Source organism: Frigoribacterium sp. AC394 (assembly GCF_979258095.1).
This window is the reverse complement of sequence record NZ_OZ409834.1, coordinates 1,456,107-1,470,159: the sequence shown is the minus strand read 5'-3', so window position 1 is coordinate 1,470,159 and position 14,053 is coordinate 1,456,107. Positions and strand designations below refer to the sequence as shown.

Genomic DNA, 14,053 nt, shown 5'->3' with positions numbered 1-14,053 from the left:
GCGGAGTCAGCGAAGTCGGGTGCCGGAGCCGGTCGTCGTCTCAGCGGTCGGCGTCTCGGCCGTCGGCGGCTGCTCCGCAGGGTGCTGCTCCGCCGGACGCTGCTCCGCAGGGTGCTGCGACACGGGGGGCAGGTTCGCCGGGCGCAGCGTCGCGGGGGCCGGCGTCGTCGGCGAGTGGCGGTCGGCGAGGAACCTCGCGCGGGCGCTCGTCAGGTTCTCCTCGCGCTCGAGGTCGCGTCGGCGGTCGACCTCGCGCGCGGCGGCGAGGGCGCGGGCGTTCTCGCGGGCACGGGCTGCAGCGGCCGAGGAGGCGCGGCGCATGCCATCCCCCGTGGCGCGCGCCCCGGCGGCGGTCGCGGCCCCGGCGGCCCGGCTGCCGTTGCGGACGCGGTCCCACCCCGACTTGGCGATCGGTCCGGCCGCGGCCGCGATCGTCGCACTCCGGGTACGGAGCCGGTCGGCCGCGCTGGGCCCGACCGGAGCGTCGTCGACGGGCGCCGGTCTCTCGGGTGCGCGCCCCTCGGGCACGTACCCCCGGGGCTCGTCCTGGACGGAGGCGTGGCGGGCGGGCTCGTGCACGGCCGGCTCGTCGCCCGTGCGGTCGGGAGCGGAGGAGGCGCGGGCCGGGGGAGCCGGGCTGGGAACGACCGCGAGCTGGTCCGCAGGAGCCGGGCGCGCCTCCTCGGCGGGGTCGGAGATCGGTTCGACCGAGTCGGCGGGCAGGGCGCCGAGGACTATGTCGGCGAGACCGACCAGGGCGAAGGCGAGTCCCGAGACGAAGAGGCCGATGCCGAGCACGGCGAACGCCACGGCCTCGAAGTCGAGCTGACCGGGGGCGACGTAGTCGCCGGAGAAGAGGCCCGTCTGCACGAGCCGGAAGGTCGAGGCGAGGGCGATCAGCAGACCGGCGGCGCTCATGACGAGGCCGACGGTGACTGCTGCGGAGACTCTGTTCATGGGGCACCTCCTCTTGCGGACGGGACGGACGGGCCACGTGGGGCCGGACGGGACGGGCCGGGTGATGCCGCCCTGCTGAGAATCTAGTCCTCGGGCGGGCTCCCCGGGTGAGCACGGGCGCGCGGGGGATGCGCTGTGTCGTGCACAGTGCGCACGTTCCGGGCGGTTGCACGGGGTTCGCGGGGTCTTCTCCGATCCGGAGTCGACAGCATCGACGCATGGCTGACTTCTCACGACTCATCGGTGCCGCCAAGCGGGCGCTCGACAACTCGAACACCGGGAGCGGCTCGGGTTCGGGCGGAGGCTCGGGCTCCGGGTCGACGGACTGGCGCGACATGGTGCGCAAGGTCACCGACAAGGTGACCGGCGACGACCGACAGGGCCAGGGCGGGCAGGGCTACGGCCAGGGCCAGCGGCACGACCAGGGCTACGACCGCCAGCGTCAGGGCTACGGCCAGGGCGGCCAGGGCCACGGCCAGGCCGCGCCCCGGCAGCAGAACCCCGGGCAGGGTCGAGACGGTCGCTCCGGTGCCGGGCTGTCGCCCGCCGACCGGCAGGCGCTCGCCAAGTACGACTACCTCCTGCAGACCGCGCCGCCGCAGCAGCTCGAGCAGGTGCACCGCGACGCGTTCGAGCGACTGACGCCCGCGCAGCGCGAGCAGGTGCTGGCCCGTCTCACCGCCGAGTCCCCGGCCGGCGATCGCCCGGCGTCGAGCAGCCCGGCCGACCTGGCCCGCTCGGCGACCCGCGGCGAGGTCGCCCGACCCGGGCTCATGAAGCGCGTGCTGGGCAGCAGCGGGGGCAAGGTCGCGGCCGGTGCCGCCGCCGGTGCCGGCGTCGCCGCACTCGGAGGCCTCGCGCTCGCGGTGGCCGGCGGGGCGGCCCTCAGCGCCGTCGCGGCACCGCTGCTGACCGACGCCCTCGCCTCGGGCGTCGACTTCGAGCAGTTCACCGGCGGGTTCGAAGGGCTCGAGGGGCTGGGCGGCTTCGAAGGCGTCGACGGTCTCGCCGCGAGCGGAGAGGACCTCGCGGCGAGCGGCGGGGACTTCGTCGGCGGTCTCGGCGAGCAGGCGAGCGAGTTCGGCTCGAACTTCCAGATCCCCGGGTTGAGCGACTTCTTCGACCGGTAGCCGGTAGCCGGTAGCCGGTAGCCGGTAGCCGGTAGCCGCGGCGACGGGCGGCCTGCGGCTCGCCCGCTCGCGGCGAGCGTCTAGTCGCGGGCCGGGGTCGTGCGGGCCGGCTCGAACGTGGCCGCCATGACCGTCACGTCGTCGGGGCGCTCCTCCAACCCGGCCGTGGCGGCGATCGAGTGGACGATGGCGGCGGCGCCGGGCGTCTGACGCACGAGGTCCTCGAAGCGGTTGACCGCCTCCAGCTCGTCGTCGTAGAGGTCGAGCACGCCGTCGCTGACGCAGATCAGGGTGTCGCCGGCGCGGGCCTGCGTGGTGAAGGTCGTCCACTCCGTGCCGATGCCGATCGGCAGGTTGAGCGAGCGCAGCCGCTCGACCGTTCCGTCGGCGCGTCGCAGCACGGCGAGGCCGTGACCGGCGTCCGACCAGTGGATGACGCCGTCCATGCCGATCCGGGCATGGAAGCAGGTGGTGAACTGGGTGTCGACCCCGAGACCGCCCGTCTCGACCCCCGTGGAGGCGCGCTTGAGGGCCGTCGCAGGGTCCGACTCGTCGGCCGAGCTGCGCATGACGGCCCGGACGGCCGCGGCGATCATGCCCGCGCCGACGCCCTTGCCCATGACGTCGCCGAGGGTCAGCGCGATGCCGTCGTCGGTGGGGTACCAGTCGAAGAAGTCGCCGCCGACCGTACGGGCCGGCACGCACGCGCCGAAGACCGAGAACGAGTTCGGCAGGGTCGACGCGTCCGGCGGCAGCAGCGACTGCTGCACCACGGCGGCGCGGTCGAGCTCGCCCTGAACCGCGCGACGCCGGGCCTGCGACAGGGTGAGGCGCAGTTCGGCCTGCCGGGCCAGCTCGTTCACGGCGACCGCGAGGGTCCCGTAGACGACGACGGACAGCACGAGTCGCACGACCTCGCTCGACGGCGGCCCCGACGGGTCGAAGAGGAACGGCATCAGCAGGGTGACCGACGAACCGATGGCCGGGTAGACGACGTGGCGTCGTCCCGGGTTGGCCGCGATCCAGACGATGGGCAGCAGCACGAAGTTCAGGTAGACCGAGCGGCTGTCGCCGGTGCCGTGCCGGAGGAGACCCACGGCGACGAAGTCGGCGGCGGGGATCAGCAGCTCCCAGCGCAGCGGCACGACGCCCCGGTCGATGGCGAGCGCGAAGCCGAGAGCGAGGCCCGCGAGGGCGACCCCGGACCAGAGGGCGACCGCGTCGGTGACCGTCAGCCACGGCGCGCTCGTGCTGAGCACGCCTGCGGCGAGCATGAGCGCGGCGATGAACGCCTGCTTGACGAACGGGAGGCGGCGGGTCGTGATCCGCTCGGCTGCCCGGGTGAGGAACCGCGATCGAGGCCCGCTGGTGCTCTGATCCGACATGCGTCCTCCCTCGCGGGCGGCGGTGACCGTCCGTTTCGTGCCTGTGGTACCCGTCGCACGAAGAGGTGGAAAGGTCCGTCCAGTTTAGATGCTGGGACATCCTCACCACTCACCCTAGAGGCGGAGCGCTGGGCCGGTGGGCCCCCAGGGCGCGGGTCGACAGAACCGTCGGCCCGAGGAGGCGCGGGTCAGGTCGGCCGATCCGTCGCGGTCCCCTCGTCCAGACCGAGATCGCGGGCCGCCTGCTCGCGCGCGGCGCGCTCGCGCGCGGCGGTCTGCCCCGCGGCGTCGCCGTCGTGCTGCAGCGTGTAGTGGAACCGCCCCGCACCGACCACGGGAAGCGCGCCCGTCGCGACCGCCGGGTCGTCGGGCAGCACCCGATGCACGCGCAGATGCCGACCCCGGATCAGCCACACGATCGCCACGGCGGCGGCGACGAAGCCCGAGGCGGCGGCCACGCCGATGGCCCAGCGGGGGCCGGCCACGTCGGCGACCCAACCGACCACCGGTGCGCCGAGCGGCGTGCCACCCGTGAAGACCGCCATGTAGAGGGCCATGACGCGGCCGCGCATCCTCGGTGCCGTCGTCAGCTGCACGGTCGCGTTCGCCGTCGTCATGAGGGTGATCGACGACAGCCCGACCGCGACGAGCACGGCGGCGAAGCTCCAGTACGACGGCATCAGGGCCGAGACGAGGCAGGTCACGCCGAAGGCGAGCGCGGCCGCGATCAGCACGCGCCATCGGGGCCGCTCGCGTCGTGCCGAGAGCAGGGCGCCGACCAGCGAGCCGACGGCGATGCACGACGAGAGCAGGCCGAAGCCGCTCGCGTCGGTGCCGAACTCGACGCTCGCCATCGTCGAGGTGAAGATGGCGAAGTTGAGGCCGAAGGTGCCGATCACGAACACCATGACGAAGACGACCACGAGGTCGGGCCGGTCGCGGACGTACCGGAACCCCTCTCTGATCTGGCCCTTCGCTCGCGAGACGACCGGTTTCAGCTCGAGCTGCGCCACCCGGATGAACCGCAGCGACAGCAGCACCGCCGCGAACGAGCCGGCGTTGATCATGAACACCCATCCCGTGCCGATCGTCGCGATGAGCACCCCCGCGACGGCCGGGCCGATCAGGCGGGCGCCGTTGAACGAGGCCGAGTTGAGGCTGACGGCGTTGGTGAGATGACCGGGCGGGACGAGCTCGGAGACGAAGCTCTGCCGCACGGGCGCATCGATGGCGGCTGCGACGCCGAGCAGCAGCGCGAAGACGTAGACCATCCAGAGCTCGACGGTGTCGGTCAGCACGAGCAGGCCGAGAGCGAGTCCGAGCAGGCCCATGCTCAGCTGCGTCACCATCAGCAGCCGTCTCCGGTCGAACCGGTCGGCGATCAGCCCCGTGATGGGGACCATCAGGATGGGCGGCGCGAACTGGAGCGCCATGGTGATGCCGAGCGCCGTCGCATCGTCGTCGGTCAGATCGGTGAGGACGAGCCAGTCCTGCGCCGTGCGCTGCATCCACGTGCCGATGTTCGACACGAGGGCGCCGGCGAACCACAGCCGGTAGTTGACCAGCGAGAGGCTGCGGAACATCGTGCTCACGACACGCCCTGCGGACGGACGACTGCGGTCTCGAGTCGAGGAGGCGCGGTGTCGGTCATCGAGGAGCCACGATAATCGCTCCGCCCGGGTCGCCGCCGCGATCGGTGCAGATCGCGCAACCCTGCGGTGCGCGCAGTGCGTTCCGTGGCCCGACACCTGTCGGACACCCGGGGGACACGCGGTGTTCTCGACGGACCGGTCGACTGATGCGGTCCCCCGATCAGGGGTGGACCCGCACCATCGATCACCTGGAGCAGGAGCACGAAGTGACCCCCACGACCCGCCGCCGCCGCGCGGCCCTCATCACGGGGGCGGTGGCGATCAGCGCCTCCTTGGCCCTCGCCCCCGCCGTGGCGTCCGCCGCGACGCCCGCCGAGGTCGCCGAGAACGGCGGCGCCGCCCGCAGCATCGACGACAGCACGCAGGTGCTGCTCGACTCCGTGAAGGGCGGACCGGCGAAGAACGTCATCCTGCTGATCGGCGACGGCATGGGCGACTCCGAGATCACCTCGGCTCGCAACTACGCCTACGGCGCCGGCGGGCAGCTGCCCGGCATCGACGCCCTGCCGCTGACCGGCCAGTACACGACCTACTCGCTGTACCGCGACGGCGCGAACAAGGGGAAGCCGGACTACGTGCCCGACTCCGCCGCGACCGGTTCGGCCTGGGCCACCGGCACGAAGACGTACGACAACGCGATCTCGGTCGACATCGACGGTGTCCCGCAGGACACCCTGCTCGAGATCGCCAAGGCGAACGGCAAGAAGACCGGCAACGTGTCGACGGCCGAGCTGCAGGACGCGACCCCGGCCGTGCAGGCCGCCCACGTCGCCGCGCGGAGCTGCTACGGCCCCGACTCGGTGACCCAGTGCGGCGCCGACGCCCTCGACCAGGGCGGTCTCGGCTCGATCAGCGAGCAGATCATCGGCACCCGGGCCGACGTCACCCTCGGAGGAGGCGCGGCGTCGTTCACGCAGAACGCCCGCGCCGGTCAGTGGCAGGGCGAGACCCTGTCCGACCAGGCGGCCGACCGCGGCTACCAGATCGTCCGCGACGCCGCTGGCCTGGGCGCCCTGGCCGCCGCCGACCAGACGGCTCCGGTGCTCGGCACGTTCACCGACGGGAACTTCCCGACGCGCTTCGCCGCCACGACCGCGACCGTCGGCGGCGCCGACCTCGCACCGCAGACCTGCACGCCCAACCCCGCGCGTCTCTCGACCGACCTCTCGCTGCGCTCGCTCACCGAGAAGTCGATCGACCTGCTCGACACCGGCGACGAGGGCTTCTTCCTGCAGGTCGAGGGCGCCTCGATCGACAAGCGCGACCACAGCGCCGACGCGTGCGGTCAGATCGGCGAGGTGCTCGACCTCGACGAGGCCGTGCAGGCCGCGCTCGACTTCGCGATCGCCGACGGCGACACGATGGTCGTCGTCACCGCCGACCACGCGCACACCAGCCAGATCGTCGACAGCACGCCGCCCGCGACGCTCAGCACCGCGCTGACCACGGTCGACGGCACGACGATGAAGATCGCCTACGGCACGGCCGCGGCCGGTGGATCGCAGCAGCACACCGGCTCGCAGCTGCGGGTCGCGGGCTACGGCCCCGGCGCCGCCAACGTGGTCGGCCTGATCGACCAGACCGACAACTTCTTCACCATCGCGAACGCGCTCGAGCTCGACCGCGACCTCGACGGACTGAGCGCCGACGCCACGATCTCGGGTCCGACCGAGGTGGCACCCGACAGCGAGTTCACGGTCTCGGCCGCAGGGCTGGGCGGCGACCGTCAGGTGCGGGCCGTGCTCGACGCGGGTGACGGCAGCGACCCGGTCGACCTCGGGCTGGTCGACGTGGTCGACGGCACCGTGACGGTCACCGCGACGGCACCCGCCGAGGCGGGGACCGCGACGGTCACCCTGACCGGGGTGCAGTCGGGCATCTCCCTGAGCGCGGTCGTCGCGGTCGTCGACGGCGCGGTCGTGCCGGCCCCGACGGCGACCCCGGCACCGGGCGACCCGTCGGCGACGCCGACCGATCCGGCCGGCGTCGTGCCGGGCGGGGATGACGGCAGCGCCGGCGGTGCGGGTGCTGCGGGCACGGCCGGCTCCGGACCGCTCGCCTTCACCGGTTCGGAGGCGCTGCCGGCTCTGCTGCTCGCCCTGATGCTCGTCGCCTCGGGCGCCGTGCTCGTGGCCCGCCGTCGTCGCCAGCAGCAGCAGCAGCTCGCCTCGGCGAACGGGGACCTCGGGCCGCAGCTGTAGCGCGTCGCGCGCAACGCGTCGCGCGTAGGGCGCAGCGCGTCCATCGAGTGGACGAGACACCGTGCGATACGGCGGGGTCTCGTCCACTTCGTGGTGCGTGCGGGGTGTCGTGTGCGGGGTGGTGCGGGGCGGTGCGTGCGGGGTGGGGTGCGCGGTGAGTCGTGTGCGGCGTCCGCGGACTACTCGTGGCCGAGTCGACCGATCAGGCTGGCGTCGAGCGAGTCGAGCAGGCCGGCGACGTCGTCGTAGACCTCGTCGGCACCCGCCTCGACGAGCTCGTCGCGCGAGAATCCGCCGCTCAGCACGCCGATGCAGCGGACGCCGGCTCGGTGGGCCGCGGCGACGTCCCACACCGCGTCGCCGACCATGATCGCCTGCGCGGCGGGCACGGCCGCCTTCTCGAGGGCGACCTCGACGATGCCCGGGTCGGGTTTGGCGGTCTCGACGTCTTCGCTCGAGGTGACGGCCCAGAGGGCGTCCTCGATCTGCAGCAGGGAGCGCAGCGCCGTCAATTCGTTCTCGGGTGCGCTCGTCGCGAGCACCACCGAGTGACCGCGGCCGGCGAGCGCCTCGAGGAGGTCGGTCGCGCGGTCCAGGACGTGCAGGTCGCCGCCGTCGCCGAGGTGCTCGTCGTAGAAGCGGGTGTGGGCGTCCTTCACCTTCTCGATGAGGTCGTCGTCAGCATCGTCGCCGATCAGGCCGGAGATCAGCAGCGATGAGTCCTCGCCGATCGAGCGGTGGATCCGCCAGCTGTCCACCGGGTGGCCGACCTCGGCGAAGGCCCGCGACCAGGCGTCGACGTGCGCGTAGTTCGAGTCGACGAGGGTGCCGTCGATGTCGAAGAGCACTGCGGTGTCGGGGGTGTCGGGGGAGTCGGCGGTGTCGCGGGAGTCGTGCGGTGTGGACGTCATCGAACAACCTTGCACCCGCTGCACTGATCGCGCTCCGATCGGGTGCGGGCTCGCGGGCGGCGACCGGACGGCGAGTCCGTTTCCGCCGCTCAGGAGGAGCAGGTCGGCCGGGCCGTGCGCCCTCCGGACTCGGAGGCGCGGCTGCTGAAATCGGATGCGCTTGCCGATCCCGACTGCTGGCTGTCTGGGGGCGTCGCCCGCGCCTCCTCGGCGTGCCAAACCCGACTGTCGGCTCTGTCGGGGACTTCGCCGCGCCTCCTCGGCGCGCCGAACCCGACTGAGTGCCTGGGTGGGCGTGCCCCGGGTGTACCGAACCCGACCGCGCATGTTCGGCCGGGTGTGCCGAACCCGACAAAAATGCGGCTCAGGTGCCCTTCTGGCGGCTCAACGCCATCATTTCGGCCCGATCTGTCGGGATTTGCACACCACCACGGCCGCTGTCGCGCGCTGCGCTCGATCAGGCGCTGTCGCGCGCTGTGCCTGACCAGGCGCTGTCGCGCGAAGTGCTCGATCAGGCGCTGTCGCGCGCTGTGCCTGATCAGGCGCTGTCGCGCCACATGATGTCGGTGGGGAGCAGCACGCCCGTGGTGGGCAGGTCGGCGCCGCCCAGCTGATCGAGCACTTGCTGGGCTGCGCGGCGGCCGAGGTCTTCGGCGGGCTGGCGCACGGTCGAGAGGGCCGGGGTGCAGCGGAGGGCCCACGAGCTGTCGTCGAAGCCGACGATGCCGACCTGCGCCGGCACCTCGATGCCGCGGCGGTGCAGAACGTCGAGGGCCCCGGCGGCGACGGCGTCGGACGCCGCGAAGACGCCGTCGACCGTGGGGTCGCGCCGCAGCAGCTCGGACATGCCGTCGACCCCGGCCGTGTAGCTGTAGAACGGGTTGCGGACGACGAGGTCGGGGTCGAAGAGGTCGCCGAGCGCCGTGCGGAACCCGGCGAGGCGGTCTTCGCCCGAGTCGCGGTCGAGCCCGGAGGCGAGCATGCCGATGCGACGCCGTCCGGTGTCGACCAGGCGCCGGACGATCGCCTCGGCCGCGGCGCGGTTGTCGATGCCGATGAACGGGATGTCGGGGGCGTCGGGCGGGTGGCCGACGAACGAGGCGGGCAGGCGCAGCTCGGCGACCGCCTCGGAGATCGGGTCGCCCGTGCGGGCCGACAGGATGATCGCCCCGTCGACGAAGCCGCCGCGGAGGTACTCGATGACCCGGTCGCTGTCGCGCTGCGAGTCGATCATCAGGGTGACGAGCTGGTGGTCGGCCTGCGACAGGACGGCGTTCGTGCCGATCAGGATGTTGCCGATGTTGGGATCGTCGAGCACGACCGAGTGCGGCTCGTGCACGATCAGCGCGATCGCCCTCGAGCGCTGTGTGACGAGGTTGCGGGCCGCCGCGTTGCGCACGTAGCCGACCTTCGCCACGGCCGCCTCGACGGCCTCGCGCGCCTGTGCCGACACGTACGGCTCGTTGTTCAGCACCCGCGAGACGGTGCCGCGCGAGATGCCCGCCTCGGCCGCCACATCGTGGATCGTGGCCCGGCGTCTCGGGGATCTCGGACCGGACATGGGAGTCACCTTAGCTGAGCCTGAAAGGGGTCGGGAGGCCGATGCGACCGGCTGTGGATGGAAGACAACGCGAGTGATGTTGACAAAGCCGCGATGGGTGGGCTTTACTCTGTGAACCTTCCCAGAAATTATCGCGACGGCCTTGCCGGCACGAATGTGGGAACGATCACAGACATCATGTGTGAACCTTCACAGACGAAGGGCTCCGGCCTCGAGTCGGTGGGGGATCGCCCGCCGACGAAGCCGAGGCCCCGTGCTCACCCAGACCCTCCCGCAGCAGACCGCGCTCGATCTCGGGCTCGACGGTCTCGTCTTCGGCTGCGACTACAACCCCGAGCAGTGGTCGCCCGAGACCTGGGTCGACGACGTCGCCCTGATGCGCGAGGCCGGGGTCAACCTGGTCGCCATCAACATCTTCGGCTGGTCGCACGTCGAGCCCGAGCCCGGCCGCTTCCGCTTCGACGACCTCGACACCGTCATCGAGCTGCTCCACGCCGCGGGCATCGGGGTCAACCTCGGCACCGGCACCTCGTCGCCGCCGCCGTGGCTGACCACCCGCCACCCCGAGGTGCTGCCCCAGGCCGCCGACGGCACCACGCGGTGGCCCGGCGGCCGCCAGGCCTACTGCCCGAGCTCGCCCGTCTTCCGTGAGCGCGCCCTCCAGCTCGTCCGAGCGACCGCGGAGCGCTACGGCCGGCACCCCGCCGTGAAGCTCTGGCACGTGTCGAACGAGCTCGGCTGCCACAACGCCCTCTGCTACTGCGACGAGTCGGCCCGAGCCTTCCGAGCCTGGCTGGAGGCGCGCTACAGCAGCGTCGACGCCCTCAACACCGCCTGGGGCACGGCCTTCTGGAGCCAGCGCTACTCGGCGTTCGCCGAGGTGCTGCCCCCGCGGGCGACCCTGTCGTTCATCAATCCGGCGCAGACCATCGACTTCCAGCGCTTCAGCTCCGACACGCTGCTCGAGCACTACCGCGCCGAGGCCGCCGTCATCGAGGCCGTCAGCGCCGTGCCGATCACGACGAACTTCATGGTCGCCGCCCACATCAAGAACCAGGACTACTGGAGCTGGGCCGACGACATGGCCGTCATCGCCAACGACCACTACCTCGATTACCGCCTCGAGCGCCCCGTCGTCGAGCTGGCCTTCGCCGCCGACACGACCCGCGGTCTCGCCGGAGGCGCCCCGTGGATCCTCATGGAGCACTCGACGGGCGCCGTCAACTGGCAGCCCCGCAACCTCGCGAAGGCACCGGGCGAGATGCTCCGGAACACCGCCTCCCATGTCGCCCGCGGTGCCGACGGCATCTGCTTCTTCCAGTGGCGCGCCTCCGTCAAGGGCACCGAGAAGTTCCACTCCGCGCTGCTGCCGCACGCCGGCACGACGTCGCGCATCTGGGACGAGTCGGTGCGTCTCGGCGCCCTGGCCGGTCGCCTCGGCGAGCTGCGCGGCTCGCGCGTGGTCGCCGACGTCGCCCTCGTCTTCAGCTGGGAGAACTGGTGGGCCGCCGACCTCGAGGCGCACCCCACGGCCGACTTCTCGTACATCGAGCAGGTCCACCGCCTCTACGGCGCCCTCTGGGATCTCGGCGTCACGGTCGACGTCGTCGCGCCGGGCGCCTCGCTCGACGGCTACTCGCTCGTCGTCGTGCCGAGCCTGTACCTGGTGCGCGACGAGCACGCGGCCGTCGTCGACGCGTTCGTCGCCGACGGCGGGTCGGCCCTCGTGACGTTCTTCAGCGGCATCGTCGACGAGACCGACGGAGTGCGTCCGGGGAGCTACCCGGGTGCGTTCCGCGAGCTGCTCGGGGTCAGGGTCGACGAGTTCGCCCCGCTGCCGGTCGGTGGCACCGTCGAGCTCGCCGGCGGTCTGCCGGGCGCCACGGGCAGCCTCTGGTCCGAGCCGGTCGAGCTCGTCGGCGCCGAGGCCGTCGTCGAGTACGCCTCGGGCACCCTCGCCGGACGCCCGGCCGTCACCCGCAACACCCACGGCCGCGGTCTCGGCTGGTACGTCTCGACCGTGCTCGACGCCGAGGCCCTCGGCGATCTCGTCGCCCGGGTCGTCGACGAGGCCGGTGTTCCCGCCCGCAGCGACGCCGCCGGCCACCCCGGTGTCGAGATCGTCCGCCGGGTCGGCGAGCAGCACGAGTGGGTCTTCGTGCTGAACCACTCCGACGAGACCGTCGCCCACGACTTCGCCGGCTACGACCTGGTCTCCGAGCAGCACGTCTCGGGGCGCATCGAGCTCGCCGCGGGCGGCTCGCACATCATCCGCCAGGACAGGAAGGCATCATGACCGTCACACCCGCCCGCCCGCGAGGCCGCCGAACGACCGATGCGTCGCTCCCGTCCGACCCCTCGCCCCGCCGCGAGGCGCCGACCCGACGCCGGGGCTTCCGCTACCGCAAGGCCATCGCGATCTTCATCGTGCCCTTCGGCCTGCTGTTCGCCGCGTTCTACCTGACGCCCATCCTCTACGCCGTCTACCAGTCGCTGCAGAAGATCGAGCGCGAGGGCACCTTCGGGGCCCCGACGCAGGTCTTCGGCGGTCTGACCCAGTACGCGCTGGTGTTCCAGAGCACCGAGTTCTGGGCGTCCATCCTCCGGGTGCTGATGTTCGGCATCGTGCAGGTGCCCGTGATGCTGTTCCTGGCGCTGCTGTTCGCCCTGCTGCTCGACTCGCCCCTCCTCCGTGGCAAGCGCTTCTTCCGACTCGCGTTCTTCGCGCCGTACGCCGTGCCCGGCGTCATCGCCGCGATCATGTGGGGCTACCTGTACTCGCCGAGCCTGTCGCCGTTCTCGGCGGTCACCTCGAACGTCGGGCTGCTCGACGGCGGCACCGTCCTCTGGGCCATCGCGAACGTCGTCACCTGGGTGTTCGTCGGCTACAACATGCTGATCATCTACTCGTCGCTGCTCGCGATCCCCACCGAGATCTACGAGGCCGCACGGCTCGACGGGGCGTCGCAGTTCCGCATCGCCGTCGCCATCAAGATCCCGCTGGTCATCCCGGCCATCGTGCTCACCGCCGTCTTCTCGGTGATCGGCACCCTGCAGCTGCTCACCGAGCCGCTCGTGTTCCGCCAGTTCACGTCGACCATCTCGTCGACGTTCACGCCGAACATGCTCGTCTACTCGACGTCGTCGGTTCCCAACTTCAACCTCGCGGCCGCGTTCAGCGTCGTCCTCGCGGTCGCCACGTTCATCCTCTCGATCGGATTCCTCCGGTTGACCCAGCGGAAGGCCGACCAGTGACCGTCGACGCCCCCATCCGTCCCGCCGAGTCGTTCGACGACAAGACGACCCCCGCCCGCCAGCGCGGTCGCGGCCCCCGCGAGAGCGTCATGTCGCGCTCCGCCGCGATGATCATCATGGGCGCGTTCACGCTCTACTTCCTGATCCCGATCTTCTGGCTGCTGGTCTCGTCGACCAAGACGCTCGACAACTTCAACAGCGGGCCGGCGCTCTGGTTCTCGGCCACGTCGCTGCAGGACTTCGTCGGCAACATCGGGCAGCTCTTCACCTACAACGACGGGATCTTCCCGCGGTGGATGCTCAACAGCATCGTCTACGCCACGGTCGCCGGCGGTCTCGGCACCATCCTGTCGGCGATGTGCGGCTACGCCCTGGCGAAGTACCGCTTCTGGGGCCGCGAGGCGCTGTTCAACATCTTCCTGGGCGGGGTGCTCGTGCCGGCGACGGCCCTCGCGCTGCCGCTGTTCCTGATCTTCAGCCAGGTGCAGCTGACCGACACGTTCTGGGCGGTGTTCCTGCCGAGCATCGTCAGCCCGTTCGGCGTCTACCTCAGCCGCATCTACGCCGCCTCGAGCGTCCCCGACGAGATCGTCGAGGCCGCGCGCATCGACGGGTCGAGCGAGCTCCGCACGTTCTTCACCGTGGCGATCCGCCTCATGTCGCCGGCGCTCGTGACCGTGTTCCTGTTCCAGTTCGTCGCGATCTGGAACAACTTCTTCCTGCCGCTCGTCATGCTGCGTTCGCAGGAGCTGTTCCCGGTGACCCTCGGTCTCTACACGTGGAACTCCAACGTGAGCCAGTACCCCGAGCTCCGCACCCTGGTGCTCGTCGGCGCGTTCGTCTCGATCATCCCCCTCCTGATCGCGTTCCTCAGCCTGCAGCGCTTCTGGCGCAGCGGTCTCGGGTCCGGCGGTCTCAAGTGAGCCATCCCTCCCCGGGTCACCCGACCCGCACCTCCTCGACCTCCACTCCGCAAGGCAACGACGTCGTTCCCTCCCGAG

Annotated in this window: 10 protein-coding genes; 5 read left to right on the top strand and 5 right to left on the bottom strand. The window is 71.7% G+C overall.

The features are described from left to right. Positions 1–6 precede the first annotated feature (6 nt). Positions 7–957 carry a hypothetical protein gene (locus ACZZY9_RS06815; protein WP_463463513.1) on the bottom strand — a complete coding sequence of 317 codons (951 nt, stop codon included), beginning with the start codon at positions 955–957 and terminating at the stop codon, positions 7–9. A gap of 218 nt (positions 958–1,175) precedes the next feature. On the opposite strand from ACZZY9_RS06815, the gene ACZZY9_RS06810 reads away from it, so the two are divergent. Continuing rightward, positions 1,176–2,087 (top strand): hypothetical protein, encoded by a 912-nt coding sequence (locus ACZZY9_RS06810; RefSeq protein WP_463463512.1) that lies wholly within the window; start codon positions 1,176–1,178, stop codon positions 2,085–2,087. A gap of 80 nt (positions 2,088–2,167) precedes the next feature. Here the strand turns inward: ACZZY9_RS06810 and ACZZY9_RS06805 are convergent, their stop codons facing one another. After that, the gene (locus ACZZY9_RS06805; protein WP_463463511.1) at positions 2,168–3,472 is read right to left on the bottom strand and encodes a PP2C family protein-serine/threonine phosphatase; all 1,305 of its coding nucleotides are present in this window, start codon (positions 3,470–3,472) and stop codon (positions 2,168–2,170) included. Positions 3,473–3,660: 188 nt separating this feature from the next. Continuing rightward, the gene (locus tag ACZZY9_RS06800) at positions 3,661–5,064 is read right to left on the bottom strand and encodes an MFS transporter (RefSeq protein ID WP_463463510.1); all 1,404 of its coding nucleotides are present in this window, start codon (positions 5,062–5,064) and stop codon (positions 3,661–3,663) included. A gap of 266 nt (positions 5,065–5,330) precedes the next feature. Here ACZZY9_RS06800 and phoA point away from each other — a divergent pair, with 266 nt between their 5' ends. Beyond that, positions 5,331–7,325, top strand: coding sequence for an alkaline phosphatase (phoA, locus tag ACZZY9_RS06795; protein ID WP_463463509.1), 1,995 nt, complete (start codon positions 5,331–5,333; stop codon positions 7,323–7,325). 179 nt (positions 7,326–7,504) lie between these two features. Here phoA and ACZZY9_RS06790 read toward each other — a convergent pair whose 3' ends face one another. Both ACZZY9_RS06790 and ACZZY9_RS06785 read right to left on the bottom strand, forming a co-directional pair. Continuing rightward, positions 7,505–8,236, bottom strand: coding sequence for an HAD family hydrolase (locus ACZZY9_RS06790; protein ID WP_463463508.1), 732 nt, complete (start codon positions 8,234–8,236; stop codon positions 7,505–7,507). Between the two features lie 538 nt (positions 8,237–8,774). Continuing rightward, a complete protein-coding gene (locus tag ACZZY9_RS06785; RefSeq protein ID WP_192060780.1) occupies positions 8,775–9,797 on the bottom strand; it encodes a LacI family DNA-binding transcriptional regulator in 1,023 nt (340 codons plus the stop codon). Between the two features lie 253 nt (positions 9,798–10,050). On the opposite strand from ACZZY9_RS06785, the gene ACZZY9_RS06780 reads away from it, so the two are divergent. The 3 genes from ACZZY9_RS06780 to ACZZY9_RS06770 all read left to right on the top strand — a co-directional run bounded on the left by ACZZY9_RS06780 (position 10,051) and on the right by ACZZY9_RS06770 (position 13,975). Then, a complete protein-coding gene (locus tag ACZZY9_RS06780) occupies positions 10,051–12,093 on the top strand; it encodes a beta-galactosidase (RefSeq protein WP_463463507.1) in 2,043 nt (680 codons plus the stop codon). Next, the gene (locus ACZZY9_RS06775; protein ID WP_463463506.1) at positions 12,090–13,052 is read left to right on the top strand and encodes a carbohydrate ABC transporter permease; all 963 of its coding nucleotides are present in this window, start codon (positions 12,090–12,092) and stop codon (positions 13,050–13,052) included. The genes ACZZY9_RS06780 and ACZZY9_RS06775 overlap by 4 nt, the downstream gene beginning before the upstream one ends. Positions 13,053–13,141: 89 nt before the next feature. Further along, on the top strand, positions 13,142–13,975 hold the full coding sequence (locus ACZZY9_RS06770) for a carbohydrate ABC transporter permease (RefSeq protein ID WP_055795624.1): 834 nt from the start codon (positions 13,142–13,144) through the stop codon (positions 13,973–13,975). Positions 13,976–14,053: the final 78 nt, after the last annotated feature.

What these genes read in the sequence shown, in the direction of transcription:
- ACZZY9_RS06815 (WP_463463513.1), bottom strand. Translation starts at nt 957, where the DNA reads ATGAACAGAGTCTCCGCAGCAGTCACCGTCGGCCTCGTCATGAGCGCC.
- ACZZY9_RS06790 (WP_463463508.1), bottom strand. Translation starts at nt 8,236, where the DNA reads ATGACGTCCACACCGCACGACTCCCGCGACACCGCCGACTCCCCCGAC.
- ACZZY9_RS06785 (WP_192060780.1), bottom strand. Translation starts at nt 9,797, where the DNA reads ATGTCCGGTCCGAGATCCCCGAGACGCCGGGCCACGATCCACGATGTG.
- ACZZY9_RS06770 (WP_055795624.1), top strand. Translation starts at nt 13,142, where the DNA reads ATGTCGCGCTCCGCCGCGATGATCATCATGGGCGCGTTCACGCTCTAC.
- ACZZY9_RS06810 (WP_463463512.1), top strand. Translation starts at nt 1,176, where the DNA reads ATGGCTGACTTCTCACGACTCATCGGTGCCGCCAAGCGGGCGCTCGAC.
- ACZZY9_RS06775 (WP_463463506.1), top strand. Translation starts at nt 12,090, where the DNA reads ATGACCGTCACACCCGCCCGCCCGCGAGGCCGCCGAACGACCGATGCG.
- ACZZY9_RS06805 (WP_463463511.1), bottom strand. Translation starts at nt 3,472, where the DNA reads ATGTCGGATCAGAGCACCAGCGGGCCTCGATCGCGGTTCCTCACCCGG.